The organism is Actinocatenispora thailandica, assembly GCF_016865425.1.
Lineage (GTDB): Bacteria > Actinomycetota > Actinomycetes > Mycobacteriales > Micromonosporaceae > Actinocatenispora > Actinocatenispora thailandica.
In genome coordinates this window covers 6,036,285-6,054,354 of sequence record NZ_AP023355.1, presented here as the reverse complement: position 1 = coordinate 6,054,354, position 18,070 = coordinate 6,036,285, and the positions used below count along the sequence as shown (strand labels likewise).

Sequence of the window (18,070 nt, the reverse complement as noted above, 5' to 3'; positions counted from 1 at the left end):
GTGTGGCATCGTGGGTGCCGTGGCGAGGACGACGCAGGCAGACCGTGTGGTCGCCGGTACGGAGGCGACGATGGCCGCTGCCGGGCTGGACTTCGACGATGCGGGGCTGAGCTCCGCGTTGACCACCGGGCTGGCCGAGGTGGAGCAGGCGGTGCTGGCCGCGGTGTCCGGCGCCGACCCGTACGTCACGGAGATGGCCCGGCACCTCACCTACGCCGGCGGCAAGCGCACCCGGCCGCTGCTGGTGCTGCTCGCGGCCCACTTCGGCAAGCCGGACGTGCCGGAGGTGGTCCAGGCCGCGGTCGTCGTCGAGCTGACCCACCTGGCCACGCTCTACCACGACGACGTGATGGACGAGGCGTCGGTGCGCCGCGGCGCGCAGAGCGCGAACGCCCGGTTCGGCAACAGCGTGGCCATCCTGACCGGCGACTACCTCTTCGCCCGCGCCTCCGACATCGTCGCCGAGCTGGGGCCGGAGGCGGTGCGGATCCAGGCCCGTACCTTCGCCCGGCTGGTGCAGGGGCAGATCCGCGAGACGGCCGGCCCGCGCGGCGCCGACCCGGTGCAGCACTACCTCGACGTGCTGGCGGAGAAGACCGGTGCGCTGATCGCCACCTCGGCCCGGTTCGGCGCCATGTTCGGCGGCGCGGACCCGGCGATGGTGGCGGCGATGGCCGAGTTCGGTGAGACGTTCGGGCTGGCGTTCCAGCTGTCCGACGACCTGCTCGACATCGCCTCGGACACCGACCAGTCCGGCAAGACCCCCGGGACCGACCTGCGGGAGGGCGTGCTGACCCTCCCGGTGCTGTACGCGCTGGGCGCCGACGACCCGGACAGCCGGCGGCTCGCCGAGATCGTCCAGGGCCCGGTCACCGACGACGACCTGCACGCCGAGGCGCTGACCCTGCTGCGCGACTCGGTCGGCATGGAGCGCGCCCGTGCGACCGTCCGCGACTACGCCGACCGTGCCCGCGCCCAGCTGGAGGTCCTGCCCGACGTGCCGGCCCGCGCCGCCCTCGACCACCTCTGCAACTACGTGGCCGCCCGCACCCGCTGAGGCCCGCCGCCCGCCGTCCACGGCGTTGTCCGCCGCGAGTCGCCCGCCGCGTTGATCATGGTGTGGTGTAGCGGGGAAAGCGCTTGCTGCCTTCATAGAGCCATGATCAACCGAGACTGGGCGGAGTTGGCCTGTGGACAGACGTGTGGCCTGTGGACAACTCCGGGATTCCCGCGGCGGTTGGTGAAGTCTGGTACCTGTGGCGATCGAATGGGTAGCGAGGGCGCACGAGCTGGCCAGCACGCAGGACGGTGTCCTCACGTTGCAACAGGCCAAACGGTTGGGGGCGACCACGCATGAGATCAACGTTCTGGTCCAGCGCCATCGGTGGGCGAGACCAATCCCTCGGGTGTACGAACCTTCGCCGACAGCGGCGTTGACTCGACGCGGTCGGATACGCGCCGCCGTCCTCTCGTGCGGTGACTCGGCAGTTGCGGCGCTGCACTCCGCCGCGGAGTTGCACGGCCTTGCCGTTCCGGCCGATCCGCTCGTGCATGTTGCGGTGGCGCCCACGGCGAGCCGAGTCCGGGCACGCCAGCCATGGCTGCGCATCCACCAGTACGAGCTGCGTTCCGATGAGCGGGCCTGCATCGACGGTGTTCCGACGACCTCGATCGACCGCACCCTGATCGATCTGATCTGCTGCCTCCCGCGCTTCGACGCGGTGGCGCTGCTCGACTCGGCTCTCCAGCCGGGCCCAGCCGAGCACGCGGCTCTTCTCCACCGACTGTCCCCAGCGTTGCGCAGGAGACGCGGTGCGCTGGCCGCGCGACGCTGTCTCACCGAGTGTGACGGCCGGGCCGAGTCCCCGCTGGAAACACGCGTCCGGCTGCGCTGCGTGGACGGGGGAACACCGCCGGAAGCACTGCAGTACCCGGTGACGAACGCGCAGGGTGACGTGCTCGGATATGCGGATCTGGCCTGGCCGAGCCGGCGCCTGGCGGTCGAGGCCGACGGTCGGGGCCCGCACGCGAACCCCGAGGCGTTGTTTGTGGATCGGCGGCGGCAGAACGACTTCCACCGTGCCGGGTGGCGCGTCTTCCGCTTCACCTGGGACGACTGCGCTCATCCCGCCTACATCCCCAACATGCTCCACGCCCTACTCCGCAACCCACGGCACGCGGCCTGACGCCAACACCACGTCCCCCCGCCGCCTACGCCTCCGCCTGAGTTGATCATGGTGCTGTGTAGGGCAGCAATCGATTGCAATCCGTACAGGCTCATGATCAACGCGGCAGGGGTCCATGATCAACGCGGCGCGGTGGGGTTGAGCCAGATGCGGAGGGTGGTGAGGGGGGTGCAGCCGGCGCGGACGGCGGCGGCGAGGTCGTCGCCGTGCTCGTACCCGACGACGGGGCGCGGCTCGAAGACCGCGTAGGCGGTGGCGACGGCGCCGCGCCAGGCGTCGGCCGGGTCGCCGGTCGACGCGTACAGGTTGCTGACGCCGAGGCAGCCCGGGGAACGGTTCACGACCGCGCCGCCGGTCACCGCCTCGCCGTCGTAGCGGGCGAGTACCGCGACGTCCGGGTCGGCGAGCAACTCGGGCCGGAAGATCCCGGCGCCACCGTCCCACCCGGCGATCCAGGCGTCCAGCGCGTCGGCGTCGTCGACGCGCCGCCACTCGGCCCGGCGCGCCGCCGCCCCGCCGCCGGCCGCCGCGGTCCCGGCCTGCGCGGTCCCGGCCTGCGCGGTCCCGGCCTGCGCGGCCCCGGCCCTTGCGGCCCCGGTCTGTGCGGCTCCGGGCCCTGTGGTCCCGACCTGCCGGTACAGCCAGGTCGCCTCGATGATCGGCACGAAGCCGGCAGGGGACAGGTCGAGCGTGCCGAAGCTGTCCTTGACCGAGCAGCCGGGCCCGGCGTCGACACCCGCCAGTACCTCGTCGGCGGTGACATCGGGCCGCAACGTCACGGCGTCCGGATAGTACGGCGGGGTGCGCTCCGGACAGCTCCACACCGCGCCGGTGGTACGGCTGTGCAACCCGTGCGCCCGGCACATCGCCCGGCACCAGTCGGCGTTGTTGCGCGCCGCGAGCAGCGTTCTCGTCACGGCGCTCATGCTGCCAGCCGCACCGGCTGCGCTCACCGCGATTCCCGCCGCCGAGCGGATACAGTTGCCCAGCCCATCGGAGCCCGGCGACCCGTCGTCCCGATGGCTGGTCGGCTGGCGGCTGGTCGGACGGGACGCTCGTCGTCCCGGTGACCAGTGGCCGGTCGGTCCGGTGGCTGGTTGGTCCAGTCGCGGTGGCGGTCGGTTCGCTGGTCGTTCCGGTGGCCAGTCGGTTCGGTGACGGTGGGTCGGTCGGCACCGTGGCCGGTCGGCACTGTGGCCGGTTGGTCCGTCGGGGCCAGGTGGTGCCGGCCGGGCTTCGAGCACGTTCCCGGAATGAGGTTTGCGCATGCGAGTGATCGATGTCGACGGAACGCGGCTGGCGCTGTCGGTGTGGGGCGAGCCGGCGGACCCGCCGGTGGTACTGCTGCACGGCAGCGGGCCCACCCGGTCTGCATGGGACGCGACCGCACCGGGGCTCGCTCGGTCGCATCGCGTGTACGCGATGGACATGCGCGGCTATGGCGACAGCGACCGGCCCGGGGCGCACTCCCTCGAGCGGCTGCGCGACGACGTGACCGGGGTGATGGCCGAGCTGACCCCGGGCCGGTACTCGGTGGTGGGGCACTCGCTGGGCGGCACCGTGGCGTGGCTGGTCGCCCAGCGCTGCCCGGACCGCGTCTCGCACCTGGTTGCCGTGGACAGCGCGCCGCCCCGGGACCCGTTCGTCGCCGAGCTCGGGCCACGCCCCGACCCCGAGCCCCCGTACGACTGGGATGCCATGGTGGCGCTGGTGTCCCAGCTGGCCCAGCCCGACCCGGCCTGGTGGGCGGGACTGACCGCGGTCACCGCGAAGACGCTGATCCTGGCCGGTGGCCCGAGCAGCCATGTGCCGCAACAGATCCTGGCCGACGCGCACGCCGCCGTGCCCGGATCCCGGCTGGTCGAGATTCCCGTCGGGCACGACATCCACCGCGACGCCCCGGACCGTTTCCTCGCCGAGGTCGTCCCCTGGCTGACGTCCTGAGCCCGCGAGACCTCGCGTCCGGCGGGACCACCCGCGCAGAACACACCACCCACGCAGCCGGCACTACTGACATCGCCAGTCGTGCTCGCGGACTGCTTTGGCGGATCTCGTCGACGGTCCCGCTGGCGGGGTGGAATCGTCCGGGGTGGTACGTGAGTGGCGCGGGGTGTTCGACGGCGGCGCATATTGTGCCGGCATGGACTGGAACCTGCGTGCCTGCGCCCGGCGCGGGCACGTCACGTACGCGCCGGCCGAGGCGGAACTGCGCGACCGGCTGTGCGCCACGACACCGCAGGGCGAGGCGTGGCGGTGCCTGCGCTGCGGCACGTACGCGGTCGGGGCACCCGCCGGCGGCGGCCCGGCCGACCATGCCCCGCTGATCCCGCGCGGTGCTGCGATCCGGGACCGGCTGATCATCCGGATCCTCGCCGTCGAACGGTTCCTGCGCGGCCTGCTCATCGCCGCCGCCGCGCTGGCGGTCTGGTGGTTCCGCGACTCGCAGGTCGACCTGAGCCGGGTGTTCGAGTCGGACCTGCCGCTGGTGCGGCCGCTCGCCGACAAGTTCGGGTACGACCTGACCGACTCGCCGATCGTCGACGAGATCCGGAAGAGCTTCACGCTCAGCCACACCGTGCTCCTGGTCATCGCCGCGGCGCTGCTGGGGTACGCGCTGATCGAACTCGTCGAGGGCGTCGGGCTGTGGCTGGTCAAGCGCTGGGCCGAGTACTTCACCGTGGTGGCGACCGCGGCGTTCCTGCCGCTGGAGATCTACGAACTGTCCGAGAAGTTCACCTGGCTGCGGATCGGTGCGCTGCTGTTCAACGTCGTCGCGGTGATCTACCTGCTGGTCACGAAGCGGCTGTTCGGCCTGCGCGGCGGCGCGGATGCGGCACACGCCGCACTGCTCGGCGAATCCCTGCTCGAGGTCGAGCGCGCCGCCGTCTGAGGGGCCCCGGTGGCCCGTGCGCGGCGGGCACCGGGCTCGTTTCGCGGTCCTCGTGCCGGGGCGGTACCGCGGTGCCCGGTGAATTGCGCGGTATCGGGGTCGGATCGGCGTTTGGCACCCCTGCAGACGGTTGGATAGGCCTCGGTAAAAACTCTTCTGGTACGTAGGGGTTCCGGGTGATATGTGACACCCTCCGTCCAGGGCGTGCCGTGTCGGTGAACGCCCTGCCGTGCTCGCGGTATCCGACGTGTGAGGAGGTCCCCCGTGCGGACAGCGAGACGAATCGGAACACTGGCCGTATGTGCCGCATTGACCACCGTGGTGGTGAGCGGGTCCGCCGCCGCGACGTCCGGGGGCGCCGCGTCGCCCGGTGAAGAACACGAGGCGTTGCGGCCCAACGCGGCTGCGCAGGCAAGCAGCTGCGGTGTCGAGCGCTGGTCGGTCAAGACCGGCACCGACGCGGACGCCGGCCAGATCGACCTGAACTCGACGACGCCGACCACCATCTCGCACCTGCGCTCGCTGGCGAAGCCGCCGAGCCTGCCCAGCGACAGCCGGATCCAGCCGACCGAGACGACGGTGTTCCAGGTGTCCGCGACCCTCACCGAGTACAAGCTGGAGGGCGACTCGGACTATCACCTGGTCATCCAGGACAGCTCCGGGAACACGATGATCGTCGAGATCCCCGACCCGGCGTGCGTCGGCTCGACCAGCCCGCTCAAGAGCGACATCACCACGGCCCGGAACGAGCTGGACGCGAAGTACACCCCCACCGGCAGCTTCCAGACCGCCGACGTGCCGGTCACGGTGACCGGCGTCGGGTTCTTCGACTTCCTCCACGGGCAGACCGGCGTCGCGCCGAACGGCATCGAGCTGCACGCCGTCCTGGGCATCACCTTCGGCACCAGCAGCGGCGGGGGTGGCTGCGGCACCGGTCAGCTGCTCGGCAACCCCGGATTCGAGACCGGTACCGCGGCACCGTGGTCGGCCAGCAGCGGCGTGGTCAGCAACTCCAGCACCGAGCCGGCACGTTCGGGCAGCTGGGACGCCTGGCTGGACGGCTACGGCAGCACGCACACCGACACCCTGTCGCAGTCCGTCACCCTGCCGAGCGGCTGCAGCAGCTACACCCTCTCGTACTGGCTGCACGTCGACACCACCGAGACGACCACCAGCACCAAGTACGACAAGCTCGCGGTGCAGGTCCTCGACGCGTCCGGATCGGTACTGACCAGCCCGGCAAGCTACTCGAACCTCGATGCGGCCAGCGGGTACGGCCAGCACACCGTCTCGCTCGCCAACTACGCCGGCAACACGATCACCATCCGGTTCACCGGTACCGAGGACTCGGTCGACGCGACCTCGTTCGTACTGGACGACACGGCGGTCACCGTCGCCTGACCGGCTCGGCCGCCGTCAGCGGTCGGATGTGGTGGACAGCCGCGGCGCCTCGCGTGGCGCCGCGGCCACCGTCCGGCGCGTCCGGTGCACCAGGTCGGCGGTGAAGACCACGAGGGCGATCCAGACGAGGACGAAGCCGGCCAGCTCCGCCGGCGGCATCGGCTCGCCGTACAGGATCAGCCCGCAACAGAGCTGCATCGTGGGCGTCAGGTACTGCAGCACGCCGATCGAGGTCAGCGGCAGCCGGTTCGCCGCGGACGCGAACGACAGCAGCGGCACCATCGTCACCAGCCCGCCGCCGACCAGCAGCATGGTGTGCCCCACCGAGACGGTGCCGAACGTGCCGGTACCGGTCGCGGACAGGTAGCCGAGGTAACCGGCCGCGGGCAGCGCCAGCACGGCCGACTCGGCGAACAGGCCGCGCGCCGCCGGCAGCCGCAGCGTCTTCTTCGTCAGCCCGTACAGCCCGAACGACGCCGCCAGCGTCAGCGCGATCCACGGCGGCCGGCCGTAGTCGACGGTGATCACCACGACCGCGGCGACACCGAACGCGATCGCCACCCACTGCAGCCGGCGCAGCCGCTCCCGCAGGATCACCACGCCGAGCAGGATCGACACCAGCGGATTGATGAAGTACCCGAGTGCGGTCTCCACCACGTGCCCCGAGTTGACGCCGTAGATGTAGGTGCCCCAGTTGACCGCGATCAGCCCGGCCGCCGTGACCAGCTTCGCCACCGTACGCGGCCGGCGCAGCACCCCGGCGATCCACCGCCACTGCCGCAGGATCACCAGCAGCAGCGCGCAACAGACCGCCGACCAGAGGATCCGGTTCGCCAGGATCTCGACCGCGCCGGCCGGCCGCAGCAGCTTCCAGTAGATCGGGAACAGCCCCACAGCCCGTACGCGACAAGCCCGTACACGTATCCGCGCCGTGTCTCGTCCACCCGCACACCGTAAGCACCGCAACGCTTCCCGGTCGTGACGCTGTGCCAGACCTCACCCGCCCCGTACCACCCCTCGGGACGCGCCGGCTGGTCCGAGCCTCCGGACCGGGCCACCGCCACCCGCTCAGGCGGACAGCGCGGTGGCCAGGTCGTCGAGCCGCCCGAACGCCCGAGCCATGCCCAAGTGATCGACGTAGTCGCGCGACTCGACGATGACTCCGTCCCGCACCCGGACCACAAAGATGCACGGCACCGCGAAGTCCCGACCGTCCCGCGAGCCGACGTAGCTGAACTCGTAGATGACCACCTCGGGATCGGCGGTCTCGTGGATCCGGCCCACCGGCTCGAACCTGTCGACCTGCCAGGCCGGCCCGTCGGAGAAGTGGTGCCGCACCTCGGCGCGGGTGTGCAGGGGAGTGTCACCCAGCGGTGCGAACGGATGCCGGACGTCGGTCTCCGCCGCGTACAGGCTCGCGAGACGGTCGAACTCCGCCTCCTTCTCCTGCTCGCTCAGGCCACCGGCTATCACCCGGCCGACCCCTTCGGCGACGGCGCGGACGACATCGGCTGGTGAAGATGGCACAGCACGTCCTCCAGGACTAAACGAAGTCGAGACTTCGGTAAGTTTACCGAAGTCTCGACTTCGTTTAAAGTCCTCCAACAGAGCTGGGGAAGGGACCCGATGCGCCAAGATGCCCGAGAGAACCGAGAGCGGATCCTCGCCGCGGCCGAAGAGGTCTTCGGTACCCGGGGCGGCGCGGCCGGATCGACCGAGGAGGTCGCCCGCCGAGCCGGCGTCGGCCACGCCACCGTCTTCCGCCACTTCCCCACCAAGGAGGAGCTGATCGAGGCGACCCTCCTGCGGCACTTCGACCGCCTCACCGACCAAGCCCTCGCCATCGCCGCAACCCCAGACCCCGCGACAGGATGGCGCACCCTGCTTCGCACGATGATCGAAACGGGGGGCACCAAACTCACCCTGGGCACGTTGCTGCCCGCGAAGCCGTCCCCCGCCGCCATCGACGCCTCGAACCGCCTGAAGGCGGCCGTCAGCGAGGTACTCCGCCAGGCACAAAACAGCGGAGCCGTCCGACCCTCTGTCACCGTCGACGAGGTCTATCTCCTCCTCCGCGGCCTGGCCCAGGCGTCCGCGACCATGCCGCCCCACCCCGAAACACTGTCCCGGGTCATCGACATCGTCCTGTCCGGCCTCTCCCAGCCGACCATCTAACCGGGTACGCCCGTACTCTCCGTCATCGTCGCGGCCTCCCGGGACCCAGACTGCCGGGATCCCGGGAGGGCTGGGTACTTGGTTGCCAGCCGTCCGCCGTTACGGGGGCCCTGCGGCGGCGGGAACGGGCCGCGAGCACGACGATCAGGACGACGATGATCACCAGTACGGTGGCGCCGACCGCGATCCACACCCCGACATTGCTCCCGCCGCCGTTACCGGTCTTGCCGGGTGCGGCAACCGCCTTCGACGAGCTGCCGCCGGTGCCCCGCGCGTCGAGCTGCCCGAGCGGGTTGCTGTCTACCGGATCGACGTGCGCGGTGAGCGCCTTGACCGGATCGACGATCCCGTACCCGTACTGCGGGTTCCGGCCCGGGACCCCCTTGTGGTCGGCCGTCTTGATGAGCCTGTTGATCACGTTGGCCGCATCCAACTTCGGATACTTCGCTCGCACCAACGCCGCCGCCCCCGCCACCAACGCCGTAGCAGCGCTGGTCCCGCTGGCGATCTGGTATCCGGTGGAATCGACCGGCTTACCATCCTTGAACTTGTTGGTCGTGTCGGTGCTCAAAATGTGCTCGGCGGGAGCGGCGAGCGCCACCTGTTCTCCCGTCACGGAGTCGTTCCAGAGTTTTCCGTTCGTGCCGATCCCGGAGACCGCGACGACACCGGAAAGCCGTGCGGGGCTGAGAACACCCTCGTTGCCTTGACCCTTGTTGCCAACGCCCGCGACCAGCACTACATTGTGCGCTTCGGCATACGCGATACCGTTGTGTAGCTTTGCGACGGTGCTGTCCAGGGCATGGTTCTCGTACGCTCCGAGCGACATGCTGATCACCGTCGCGCCGTGATCAACCGCATACCGAATCGCCGGAGTGATACTGCTTAGCAAAGCATCCTGCGTCGTGTCGTCCCCGCTCACGCACAACGGCATGAGTTGGGCTCCCGGAGCCATCCCGAGGATCTGTCGACTATCTTTGCCGTTGCCGCCGACTAATCCCGCCATGCCTGTGCCGTGGCCGTTGAAATCCAGCGTCGGATCAGCACCCTTGGCGCTGCCGAAGCACTTTCCCGGGACCAGTCGGCCGGAGAGAGCGGGCCGTGTCTTGTCGATGCCGGAGTCGATGACCGCGACGGTGACGCCTCTGCCAGTGCTGATCTTCTGCGCTTGGCGCACGTGCAGTGCGTCGAGGTACCACTGGCCGTCGGACGACGCCGCGACCGGCGCGCTGATGGCCAGTGCGGTGAGTCCGCCGGCCACGATCGCCGCCAACGCGGCGGTCCGGTGCCGGGTCTCGTTTCGGGGAGTGCGTGCAAACACGTCGGTCACCCTATTCGATCAGGCCTGGGGTGGCCGGTTTCGCCCGGAAGACGTCCTTGTCGTCCTCGGTCAGCCAGGTCTGGCGCTCCTCACGCTGCTTGCTGGCCGAGCCGCCGCCGTGCGGCATCATTCCGACGCCGCTGCTGCCGGCTGCCGACGTGCCGCCACGGGCGGCGGCGAGCTGCGCTGCCGGGCTGCTGGCGGCCGGACCGACCGGACCGGACCGGGGCCGGTTCCACCAACCTTCGCCCGGCGTCGATGTGCCCGGCACGCCCACGCTGCCGAAGCCGCCGCCGATGCCTCCGGCGCCGACGGCGCCGAAACTGCCCGCGCCACCGGCCCCGCCTGCAGGTGCGGTGGACCACGACAACGGCAACCGAGAGTTGCCGCCGGACAGCGCCGTGCCGCCTGCCGTACCGACGGCGGAGGGATCCGGATCGCCAGCAAGCCGGATGCCATCAGCGATCGACGATGGCGGCGAGGGCAGAGCTGCGTGTCTGGTCATCGGCAGCGATGCGTGTACGGCACCAGCGCCGAGCCCTGCGCCGCCGACCGCACCGAAGGACCCAGCGCCGTAGGCGGCTCCGGACCCGTCGCCACCGCCCGGAAGGTAGCGGCCGCCGGGGTCCTTCTTCTTTTCCTCGGAATCGTCTGCGTAGATGAACCCCCCATACGGTTTGGGGAGGCTGCTCTTGCTGTGCGCATAGTCGGTGAGGAGGTTGTCGCGAGCCACGTTTGCCGTCGACTGATGAGTGTGGTACCACTCCTGGACTGCCTGTTCGCGGACCTGCTTTTCCTTGCTTGTCAGAGCCGGCTTTTCATATGCCTCGACCGTCCCGTTGACGCCGTAACCAGACTTGGTATGCGCACGGACTCCGACCGGAGTCTCGCCATCGCTCAATTCGCGCTTCGCATGATGTAGGAACGCGAAGTCGGCGTAGGACTCCGATGACTCCTGATAATCGGAGTAGAGGTCACCGCCACTGACCTTCAGGTCCGCCGCCGATCCAACTCCGGCATCAATGTTTCCCGGCAGCCGGCCGCCATTGAATACCGGGACCGGGATAGTTTCACGTGCCTCGATCACCGCCTTCTCTGCGTTCTTCAGCGCGCCATCGACGGATGCATAATTCTTGGCAAAGTTGGTGATCTCAACATAGAGGTGTTGCCACTCAACGTAGCATGCGTGAGCGGCTTCGCCCCTCCAATGCTTTTCCAGGTAGTCCGTCCAGATTGCGCTGAACTGCTTGGCGCAGTCATTGATGGCGGAGAGGTACTTGCTCCACGGATCCCGCATCTCATCGATCACGTCGGAGCGTGCGGCCAGGGTGATCTCCCGTACCGGGCGCTCCCAGGGGAGGCCGTCGCTGCTGCTTCCGCCGTCGGTCGGTACGGCTGCTTCCACGTCTGCCCCTATGCCTCGTAACTTGTCGCCGAGCCGGTCATCAACCGCCGCATGACCTCCTTCGAGACCGCGGAGTTCTTGTCCTCGTTCTGGTCGTACAGGTCGGCGGCGGCTTTGAGCGCCCCGGCCATCCGTACCAGCGCGGCCATGAGGTCTCGTCCGTCCTCGACCGCTGCCTGGTGCACGTCGTCGACGTGCGCCAACAGGTGGTCGGCCTCGCCGAAGTGCCCGAACGGGTTGACCCAGCTGGCGTTCGCGCCGACGGACTGGAAGTCCTTCGACTTGCTGCTCTGGTCGGCCGCAACCTTGTCCAGTGTCTTGACGGAGTAGTTCCGCATGCTGGCCTGGAACGCCGAGAGGGCCTTGCCGAAGCCTTCCTTGCCGGCCAGCTCTTTCACCTTGGTCGCCGCGTCGATCAGGTTGTATGTGTCGACCTGCTGCGCGCCGCTGGACTTGCCGTCGCCCACTGGGAACCTCCCGAACCCGTCAGATCAAGCCGGAAGGCAACGTATCGTACCCACACAACCACGCGCGGCCGACGGTTTGATACGGCAGTGACCGGACGCTCAGGCGAGGGTTTCCTGGTTGAGCGCACTCATGAAGGCGGTCCAGGCGTCGTGGGTGACAGTGAGTACTGGTCCGGCCGGGTTCTTCGAGTCCCGGATCGCGATGACGCCAGGGGAATCTGCGATCTCGACGCAGTTGCCTCCGGTGTTCGAGCGACTGCTCTTGCGCCAGCGAGTAGCGCTCGGATTCGGGGTCATCGCGGCTCCTTCGAGTCACTCCAGGTGCCGGGCGATGTCTTTGATGAGGGCGACCGACTTGGGTCGACTGAGGGCGGCACCCAGCAAATGATCGAAGGCCAGGCTACACCGACGGATGTCGATGCCCTTCTCCATGTACAGGTTGCCCGCTTGGCTCTCGACGTAGACCACCGGGCTGTGCAGGTCTTCGGGGAAATCGAAGACAACGAACCGTCCGGCAATACCCGGATAGCCACCATGCTCGAAGGGGACGACCTGGAGGTGGACCGTCTTGGCGAGGTCGACGAGGTGGGCGAGTTGGTCGCGCATCACCTTCGGGCCACCGATCTGGCGGCGTAGGGCTGCCTCGTCGAGCACCAGCAGGATCTGGGGCGGGTCATCGGAGAGGATCTGCTTCTGCCGGTCCATGCGCAGGCCGACCTCGCGTTCGAGCCATTCCGGGGTCATCCCAACGGTGTCGGACTCGGTGAGGGCGCGGGCGTAGGGCTCGGTTTGGAAGAGGCCGGGGACTACGGCGAGTTCGAAGGTGCGGATGGTCTCGGCGGCCATCTCCAGACCGAGGAACTCGGTGAACGGCAACGGAAGTCGGCCGAACTTGGACCACCAGCCGCGGGTGGCGCCGAGTCGCTGCAGTTCGAGCAGGGGTGGCCATTCGTCCTCGGGTACGCCGTACTCGGCGAGCATCGTCTCCAGTTCGGCGAGCTTGGCGCGGACCTGGCCGCCCTCCACCTTCTCGATCTTGCTGACCGAGCAGCGGAGCCGTTGGGCAGTCTGCTGCCGGCTGTAGCCGGCGGCGATGCGCAGTCGTTGCAGCTGCTCACCGAGCTGCCAGCGCGGAATCGTGGGGCCGATCGGCTTGGCCATGCGGGTCCTCCGAACCGGGCGAGAGCGACGCAAAACGACGACAGGAAAATTACGACGCAAGATTGACATTAGACATAGCTCTGCGTCAAGCTGTCCAGCACGGACGGCAGTGTTCGTAGCGGTCCGTGCCAACGGGGACGCGGTGATGGAGTTGGTAGCCCGGGCCGTGCCTCCGCCGTACCTAACTTGGAGGCAGTCATGTCGTCCGGAAAACCATGCGTCGCAACAGAAGGGGAGGCCGTACCTGCTGAGCGGCCCGTCGAGGAGCGGATCGCCGAGGTGCTGCGGGTGGCACCGCCGGCGCCGCGTCAGTTCGCGTTGCTGTTCGATCCCGAAGAGGACGAGTACGCGGAGTTCCTGGCAGCGGCGCGTCCCGCCGGCCCGGTGCTGTGGTGGGGCGTGCAGTTGCCGGATCGCGTACTGCTCTACCGGACCGATCGTGCCGGCCGGCTGGACACCGCGCGGCACGCGAGCGCCGAGGCCGCGTTGGACCGCTGGTCGATGCTCTGTCCGTTGCGCCTCGCCTGGCTGTGAGCGCGAGGCCGTCCGTGAGCGCGCGCCGGCACCGGCGAAGCCGGTCGCCGGAGTTGCGCCGGGGGTGAAGCGGGGCGCGGCGATGGAGTTGGTAGCCCGTGCCGCGCCCCGCGGTACCGCCCGGCCTTGGAGATACCGGGCGGCGCCGCGACCGAGGCTACCTGGCGCACCGGCCCGCGAAGTTGATCATGGTTTTAGCTGCTGGGTAAGCGATTGCCGTGCCAGCTAACGCCATGATCGACCGTGCCGGGCAACGCCGTGATCAACCGGGCAGGGCGCGATGATCCACGGGCGGGGGGCCGGGCGGGTGGAGCGGTCAGGGGTTGTGGAGGAATGCTGCGGTGCGGTCGTCGGCGGGGTAGAAGGACTCGATGGCGAGTTCGGCGACGGTCACGTCCAGCGGGGTGCCGAACACTGCGGTGGTGGAGAAGAAGGACAGCTCGGCGCCGCGGTACCGGTAGCGCAGCGGTACGACGACGCTGCCCGGCCCGGCCATGTCGATCTCCGGTTCCGGGTCGGCGCACGGGTAGCCGGCGAGTTCCCGGTACAGCTCGGCGAGGGCCACGTCCGCGGTGGTCTCGGCCTGGTGCCGGAGCCGGCCGAGCAGGTGGGCGCGCCACTGGCCGAGGTTCGCGATCCGGGGGGCCATCCCGTCCGGGTGCAGCGTCAGGCGCAGCGCGTTGACCGGCGGTTCCAGCAGGTGCGCGGCGACGCCGTCGGTGAAGATGTCGATCGCCGGGTTGGCGTCGATCAGCGTCCAGGTCCGGTCGACGACCACCGCCGGGTACGGCCGGTGTCCCGCCAGCACCTGCCGCAGCGCCGCGCACACCGAGCCGAGGTCCGGCGAGTCCAGGTCGTGTTCCGGGTACGCGGGTGCGTACCCGCCGGCGAGCAGCAGCGCGTTGCGCTCCCGCAGCGGTATCTCCAGCCGTTCGGCGAGTTTCAGGATCATCTGGCTGGTCGGCCGGGAACGTCCGGTCTCCAGGCAGCTCAGGTGGCGGGTCGAGACGTCGGCGGCGAGCGACAGCTCCAGCTGGCTGAGTCGCCGGCGCTGCCGCCACTCGCGCAGCAGGCTACCGACCGGCGCGGGCCGGTCCAGCACGTTGGTGGTCATGGCCGCCACGGTAGGCGAGAGGTCATCGCGCCGGCCATGACCTCGGAGGTCATCGACGTCATGCGCCGGTACCGGCATCGTGGTGGTCAGCACCGCGCCGGACCACCGGCCGGTGGCCGAACACCGCGCCGGTCCCGCCGGCCGGTGGCCGTCACCGCGCCGCACCACCGGCTGGTGGTCGAACGCCGCGCCGGGCGCACCGCCCGGTGGGCACCGCACCGCGCCGGAGCAGCCGGCCGAACCGAGGAGTACGAGATGCCTTTCGTCACCGCCACCGACGGCACCCGCCTCGCCTACGAGGAGTACGGCGTGGGCGCGCCGCTGGTGTTCATCGCCGGCTGGGCGCTGTCGGCCGACATGTGGGAGCACCAGGTCCCGCGGTTCGTCGCCGAGGGGTACCGCTGCGTCATGCTGGACCGCCGCGGCCATGCCCGGTCCGAGCGCCCGTCCGGCGGGTACGACCTGGACTCGCTCAGCGACGACATCCACACCCTGCTCACCGCGCTGGACCTGCGGGACGTGACGATCGTGGGCCACTCGTTCGGCGGTGTCGAGGTGGCGCACTACCTGGCCCGGCACGGTTCGGGCCGGATCGCCCGCGCGGTGTTGCTCGCGGCCTGCCTGCCGTCGCTGAAGCGCAGCGCGGCCAACCCGGACGGGGTGCCGCCGGAGGCGGTGGCGCTCACCATGGCCGAGCTGCGCGCCGACCGGCCGAAGTGGCTGACCAAGAGCGCACAGGCGTACTTCGCGACGCACCTGTTCAACGACGTGTCCCCGGCACTGATCGACGACACGGTCCGGCAGTGCCTGAACGTGGCGCCGATGGCGGCGTTCGCGGTCCAGGAGGAGTGCCTGAACGCGGCGCACGAGGACACCCTGCCGGACATCGACGTGCCGGTACTGGTGCTGCACGGTGCGGCGGACACCTCGGCGCCGGTGCACTTCACCGGCCGGCGTACCGCGGCGGCGATCCCGGGCTGCGTCTACCGCGAGTACCCGACCGCCGGCCACGGGCTGTACGTGACGCACGCGGACGCCGTCAACACCGACATCCTCGACTTCGTCAAGGCCTCCTGAGCGGGTACCCGGATCGAAGGGAGACGACCATGACCGGCTACGTACTGGCCCGGCTCAACACACCGGGGAAGGTGCAGCCCGAGGTCTTCGAGTACATGGAACGGATCCAGGGCACGATGGATCCGTACGGCGGGCGGTTCCTGATTCACGGCGGCGCCGTCGAGGTGAAGGAGGGCGGCTGGTCCGGGGACCTGGTCCTGCTCGGCTTCCCGACTCCGCAGCACGCCCGCGACTGGTACGACTCCCCGGCGTACCAGCAGATCAAGCACCTGCGCGCGGATCACGTCGGCGGCGACATCCTGATCATCGAGGGCGAGCCGGCGGACCACGACTCCGCCGCCATGGCCGCCGCGCTGCGCGCCGCGCAGTCCTGACCGCCCGCGGCCGGCGCGTTGATCATGGTGTTGTCTCGCTGGAAATCGCTTGCCGGACCAGCTGACACCATGATCAACAGCGGCGGGTGGGCGGTCAGTCCTTGCCTTCGAGGCGGTCCGGGATGAGCAGGCTGAGCAGGAAGCTGACGATGGCGACGATCAGCGCGCCCCAGAATCCGGCCCAGAAGCCGGCGACGTGGAAGGTGAGCCCCAGCTTGTCCGACAGGTAGCCGGCGAGCAGGAACAGCAGCGCGTTGACCACGAGCGAGATCAGGCCGAGGGTCAGGATGTACAGCCCGCAGCCGATCACCTTGATGATGGGCTTGAGCACCGCGTTGATGATCCCGAAGATCACCGCAACGGCCAGCAGGGAGCCGACCCTGTGCCAGGTCGACCCGGTCAGCGAGATGCCCGGCAGCAGCGTCGACACCCACAGCGCCACGGCGTTGATGATGATCCTGATCAGTATGCGCACGTCCTGATCGTCGCATGCCGCGCCCAGTGCCGCCGGACAACCCTGTGGCGTCCGTCATACCGGGCCGCGGAATCATCGGCCGGGCCGGGCCGTTGTGATGAGCGGTCGGTGTGATTCGAGTCCCCGGGCCTCACCTATTGCCTTCGCGGAATACCGCACCTTCGGGTGGCTGGAGCCCCGTTGTGCCACTCGCCGAGAGGCGACCGCCATGCCGACCACCCAGGCCGCCCCGGTCCAGCAGGACCGGGGCGGCCTCGTGCATTCGTGATCTCGGTTGTCCGCGCGGCGCCGCGTTGGCACGATGAGCCGGTGCTGGACGTACGGGTACTGACCGGGAACGACTGGGCGCTGTGGCGGGAGGTTCGGCTCGACGCGCTGCGCGAGGCGCCGTACGCGTACGGCTCCACCTACGCCGACTGGGTCGATGCGGACGAGCAGCGGTGGCGCGACCGGCTCGACGGGCCCGGCTTCCACAACGTGCTGGTCCTGCTGGACGGCGCGCCGGCGGGCATCGCCACCGGTGTCCCGACCGACGATCCCGACGTCGCCGAACTGATCTCGATGTACGTCCGCCCCGCCGCCCGCGGCCACGGAGTCGGTGACCGGTTGATCGACGAGGTCGCCGCGGCCGCCGCGGCGACCGGCGCGCACACCCTGCGGCTCAACGTGACCCAGGGCAACGCGCACGCCGGTAACCTCTACGCGCGCAACGGCTTCCACGACGTCGCCCCGAACCCCGAACCAGGCCGCAACGGCGTCCGGTACGAGCGCACGATGATCCGCCGGCTCGACCGCGCTCCCCGTTCGACCCCGGCCTGACCGGCCGCGCGCCGCAGCTGCGCCGGCCGGATCGGCTCAGCCGGCCGGGTGCAGGGCGCGGAGGGCGGCGGTCACCAGGGCGGTGCGGCTCGTCGCGGGCAGCTCCGTCGTACCGAGGTCGGCGACGGCGGCGAGGGTGCCGTGCTTGGCGGCGGCGTACGCGGCGTGGGCCCGCAGCCGCGCGTCCGCGTCGCCCGGCGGTGCGACCAGCGCCGCGGTGAGCGCCTGGTTGATGTCCCGGGACCGGTCGAGCAGCTGCGCACGCTGCGCCGCCTGTACCGACGGGTCGCCGTCGAGCACGCCGGCGACCGCGAACAGTTCGGCGGTCAGGTCGACGACCCGGCCCAGCAGCTGCTCGTCGGTCAGCTCGGATGCCTGCGCCACCAGCTCGTCGAAGCGCCGGGTCGGCGCCTCGAGCAGCGCCGCGAGGATCTCGTTCTTGGACCGGAAGTGGTGGTAGAGGGCGGCCTTGCTGGTGCCGAGCCGGCCGGCGAGGTCGGCCACCGAGGTGCCGGCGAAACCGCGCTCGGTGAACAGTTCCAGCGCGATGTCGAGGATGCGCTGCCGGGTCTGCGCCGCGTCCGCCATGCCACCGAGCCTACTTGACGACCGTTCGGTAAGTGGTCCACAGTAGGTGACCTACCGAACGGTCGGTAGGTGAGAGGTGGACG

20 protein-coding genes and 1 pseudogene are annotated in these 18,070 nt (G+C 69.9%); 10 read left to right on the top strand and 11 right to left on the bottom strand.

The window, feature by feature from the left end; genetic code table 11:
- Positions 1 to 70: 70 nt before the first annotated feature.
- Positions 71 to 1,057, top strand: coding sequence for a polyprenyl synthetase family protein (locus Athai_RS27125; protein WP_203966257.1), 987 nt, complete (start codon positions 71 to 73; stop codon positions 1,055 to 1,057).
- A gap of 199 nt (positions 1,058 to 1,256) precedes the next feature.
- On the top strand, positions 1,257 to 2,186 hold the full coding sequence (locus Athai_RS27120; protein ID WP_239157195.1) for an endonuclease domain-containing protein: 930 nt from the start codon (positions 1,257 to 1,259) through the stop codon (positions 2,184 to 2,186).
- 119 nt (positions 2,187 to 2,305) lie between these two features.
- Here the strand turns inward: Athai_RS27120 and Athai_RS27115 are convergent, their stop codons facing one another.
- A complete protein-coding gene (locus Athai_RS27115; RefSeq protein WP_203964105.1) occupies positions 2,306 to 3,103 on the bottom strand; it encodes a hypothetical protein in 798 nt (265 codons plus the stop codon).
- Between the two features lie 349 nt (positions 3,104 to 3,452).
- Here Athai_RS27115 and Athai_RS27110 point away from each other — a divergent pair, with 349 nt between their 5' ends.
- The 3 genes from Athai_RS27110 to Athai_RS27100 all read left to right on the top strand — a co-directional run bounded on the left by Athai_RS27110 (position 3,453) and on the right by Athai_RS27100 (position 6,477).
- Positions 3,453 to 4,130: an alpha/beta fold hydrolase gene (locus Athai_RS27110; RefSeq protein WP_203964104.1), complete on the top strand. Its 678-nt coding sequence runs from the start codon at positions 3,453 to 3,455 to the stop codon at positions 4,128 to 4,130.
- A gap of 196 nt (positions 4,131 to 4,326) precedes the next feature.
- Complete coding sequence (locus Athai_RS27105) at positions 4,327 to 5,076, top strand: DUF2127 domain-containing protein (protein WP_203964103.1); 750 nt, start codon at positions 4,327 to 4,329, stop codon at positions 5,074 to 5,076.
- A gap of 309 nt (positions 5,077 to 5,385) precedes the next feature.
- Positions 5,386 to 6,477 (top strand): hypothetical protein, encoded by a 1,092-nt coding sequence (locus Athai_RS27100; RefSeq protein ID WP_203964102.1) that lies wholly within the window; start codon positions 5,386 to 5,388, stop codon positions 6,475 to 6,477.
- A gap of 15 nt (positions 6,478 to 6,492) precedes the next feature.
- Here Athai_RS27100 and rarD read toward each other — a convergent pair.
- Positions 6,493 to 7,421: pseudogene (gene rarD / locus Athai_RS27095) on the bottom strand (EamA family transporter RarD).
- 124 nt (positions 7,422 to 7,545) lie between these two features.
- The gene (locus tag Athai_RS27090) at positions 7,546 to 8,004 is read right to left on the bottom strand and encodes a nuclear transport factor 2 family protein (RefSeq protein ID WP_203964101.1); all 459 of its coding nucleotides are present in this window, start codon (positions 8,002 to 8,004) and stop codon (positions 7,546 to 7,548) included.
- A 99-nt stretch (positions 8,005 to 8,103) separates the two neighbouring features.
- On the opposite strand from Athai_RS27090, the gene Athai_RS27085 reads away from it, so the two are divergent.
- On the top strand, positions 8,104 to 8,652 hold the full coding sequence (locus Athai_RS27085) for a TetR/AcrR family transcriptional regulator (protein WP_203964100.1): 549 nt from the start codon (positions 8,104 to 8,106) through the stop codon (positions 8,650 to 8,652).
- 22 nt (positions 8,653 to 8,674) lie between these two features.
- Here the strand turns inward: Athai_RS27085 and Athai_RS27080 are convergent, their stop codons facing one another.
- The 5 genes from Athai_RS27080 to Athai_RS27060 all read right to left on the bottom strand — a co-directional run bounded on the left by Athai_RS27080 (position 8,675) and on the right by Athai_RS27060 (position 13,006).
- The gene (locus tag Athai_RS27080; RefSeq protein WP_203964099.1) at positions 8,675 to 9,982 is read right to left on the bottom strand and encodes a S8 family serine peptidase; all 1,308 of its coding nucleotides are present in this window, start codon (positions 9,980 to 9,982) and stop codon (positions 8,675 to 8,677) included.
- Between the two features lies 1 nt (position 9,983).
- The gene (locus Athai_RS27075; protein ID WP_203964098.1) at positions 9,984 to 11,378 is read right to left on the bottom strand and encodes a hypothetical protein; all 1,395 of its coding nucleotides are present in this window, start codon (positions 11,376 to 11,378) and stop codon (positions 9,984 to 9,986) included.
- Between the two features lie 8 nt (positions 11,379 to 11,386).
- Complete coding sequence (locus Athai_RS27070) at positions 11,387 to 11,845, bottom strand: hypothetical protein (RefSeq protein ID WP_203964097.1); 459 nt, start codon at positions 11,843 to 11,845, stop codon at positions 11,387 to 11,389.
- Between the two features lie 99 nt (positions 11,846 to 11,944).
- The gene (locus tag Athai_RS27065) at positions 11,945 to 12,142 is read right to left on the bottom strand and encodes a DUF397 domain-containing protein (RefSeq protein ID WP_203964096.1); all 198 of its coding nucleotides are present in this window, start codon (positions 12,140 to 12,142) and stop codon (positions 11,945 to 11,947) included.
- A gap of 15 nt (positions 12,143 to 12,157) precedes the next feature.
- Complete coding sequence (locus tag Athai_RS27060; RefSeq protein WP_203964095.1) at positions 12,158 to 13,006, bottom strand: helix-turn-helix domain-containing protein; 849 nt, start codon at positions 13,004 to 13,006, stop codon at positions 12,158 to 12,160.
- 288 nt (positions 13,007 to 13,294) lie between these two features.
- Here Athai_RS27060 and Athai_RS27055 point away from each other — a divergent pair, with 288 nt between their 5' ends.
- Positions 13,295 to 13,540 carry a hypothetical protein gene (locus Athai_RS27055; RefSeq protein ID WP_203964094.1) on the top strand — a complete coding sequence of 82 codons (246 nt, stop codon included), beginning with the start codon at positions 13,295 to 13,297 and terminating at the stop codon, positions 13,538 to 13,540.
- 316 nt (positions 13,541 to 13,856) lie between these two features.
- Here Athai_RS27055 and Athai_RS27050 read toward each other — a convergent pair whose 3' ends face one another.
- Positions 13,857 to 14,654: a helix-turn-helix domain-containing protein gene (locus tag Athai_RS27050; protein ID WP_203964093.1), complete on the bottom strand. Its 798-nt coding sequence runs from the start codon at positions 14,652 to 14,654 to the stop codon at positions 13,857 to 13,859.
- A gap of 255 nt (positions 14,655 to 14,909) precedes the next feature.
- Here Athai_RS27050 and Athai_RS27045 point away from each other — a divergent pair, with 255 nt between their 5' ends.
- Together Athai_RS27045 and Athai_RS27040 are read left to right on the top strand one after the other, a co-directional pair.
- On the top strand, positions 14,910 to 15,731 hold the full coding sequence (locus Athai_RS27045) for an alpha/beta fold hydrolase (protein WP_203964092.1): 822 nt from the start codon (positions 14,910 to 14,912) through the stop codon (positions 15,729 to 15,731).
- 29 nt (positions 15,732 to 15,760) lie between these two features.
- Positions 15,761 to 16,105: a DUF1330 domain-containing protein gene (locus Athai_RS27040; protein WP_203964091.1), complete on the top strand. Its 345-nt coding sequence runs from the start codon at positions 15,761 to 15,763 to the stop codon at positions 16,103 to 16,105.
- Between the two features lie 94 nt (positions 16,106 to 16,199).
- Here the strand turns inward: Athai_RS27040 and Athai_RS27035 are convergent, their stop codons facing one another.
- On the bottom strand, positions 16,200 to 16,580 hold the full coding sequence (locus Athai_RS27035; protein ID WP_203964090.1) for a phage holin family protein: 381 nt from the start codon (positions 16,578 to 16,580) through the stop codon (positions 16,200 to 16,202).
- Between the two features lie 309 nt (positions 16,581 to 16,889).
- On the opposite strand from Athai_RS27035, the gene Athai_RS27030 reads away from it, so the two are divergent.
- Complete coding sequence (locus Athai_RS27030) at positions 16,890 to 17,399, top strand: GNAT family N-acetyltransferase (RefSeq protein WP_203964089.1); 510 nt, start codon at positions 16,890 to 16,892, stop codon at positions 17,397 to 17,399.
- 36 nt (positions 17,400 to 17,435) lie between these two features.
- On the opposite strand, the gene Athai_RS27025 is transcribed toward Athai_RS27030, so the two are convergent.
- Entirely contained in the window at positions 17,436 to 17,987 is a 552-nt protein-coding gene (locus Athai_RS27025) for a helix-turn-helix domain-containing protein (RefSeq protein ID WP_203964088.1), read from the bottom strand.
- Between the last annotated feature and the right edge of the window lie 83 nt (positions 17,988 to 18,070).

Coding starts and splice junctions, on each gene's coding strand:
- Athai_RS27065 (WP_203964096.1), bottom strand. CDS start 12,142: ATGACCCCGAATCCGAGCGCTACTCGCTGGCGCAAGAGCAGTCGCTCG.
- Athai_RS27125 (WP_203966257.1), top strand. CDS start 71: ATGGCCGCTGCCGGGCTGGACTTCGACGATGCGGGGCTGAGCTCCGCG.
- Athai_RS27040 (WP_203964091.1), top strand. CDS start 15,761: ATGACCGGCTACGTACTGGCCCGGCTCAACACACCGGGGAAGGTGCAG.
- Athai_RS27105 (WP_203964103.1), top strand. CDS start 4,327: ATGGACTGGAACCTGCGTGCCTGCGCCCGGCGCGGGCACGTCACGTAC.
- Athai_RS27045 (WP_203964092.1), top strand. CDS start 14,910: ATGCCTTTCGTCACCGCCACCGACGGCACCCGCCTCGCCTACGAGGAG.
- Athai_RS27050 (WP_203964093.1), bottom strand. CDS start 14,654: ATGACCACCAACGTGCTGGACCGGCCCGCGCCGGTCGGTAGCCTGCTG.
- Athai_RS27085 (WP_203964100.1), top strand. CDS start 8,104: ATGCGCCAAGATGCCCGAGAGAACCGAGAGCGGATCCTCGCCGCGGCC.
- Athai_RS27110 (WP_203964104.1), top strand. CDS start 3,453: ATGCGAGTGATCGATGTCGACGGAACGCGGCTGGCGCTGTCGGTGTGG.
- Athai_RS27025 (WP_203964088.1), bottom strand. CDS start 17,987: ATGGCGGACGCGGCGCAGACCCGGCAGCGCATCCTCGACATCGCGCTG.
- Athai_RS27060 (WP_203964095.1), bottom strand. CDS start 13,006: ATGGCCAAGCCGATCGGCCCCACGATTCCGCGCTGGCAGCTCGGTGAG.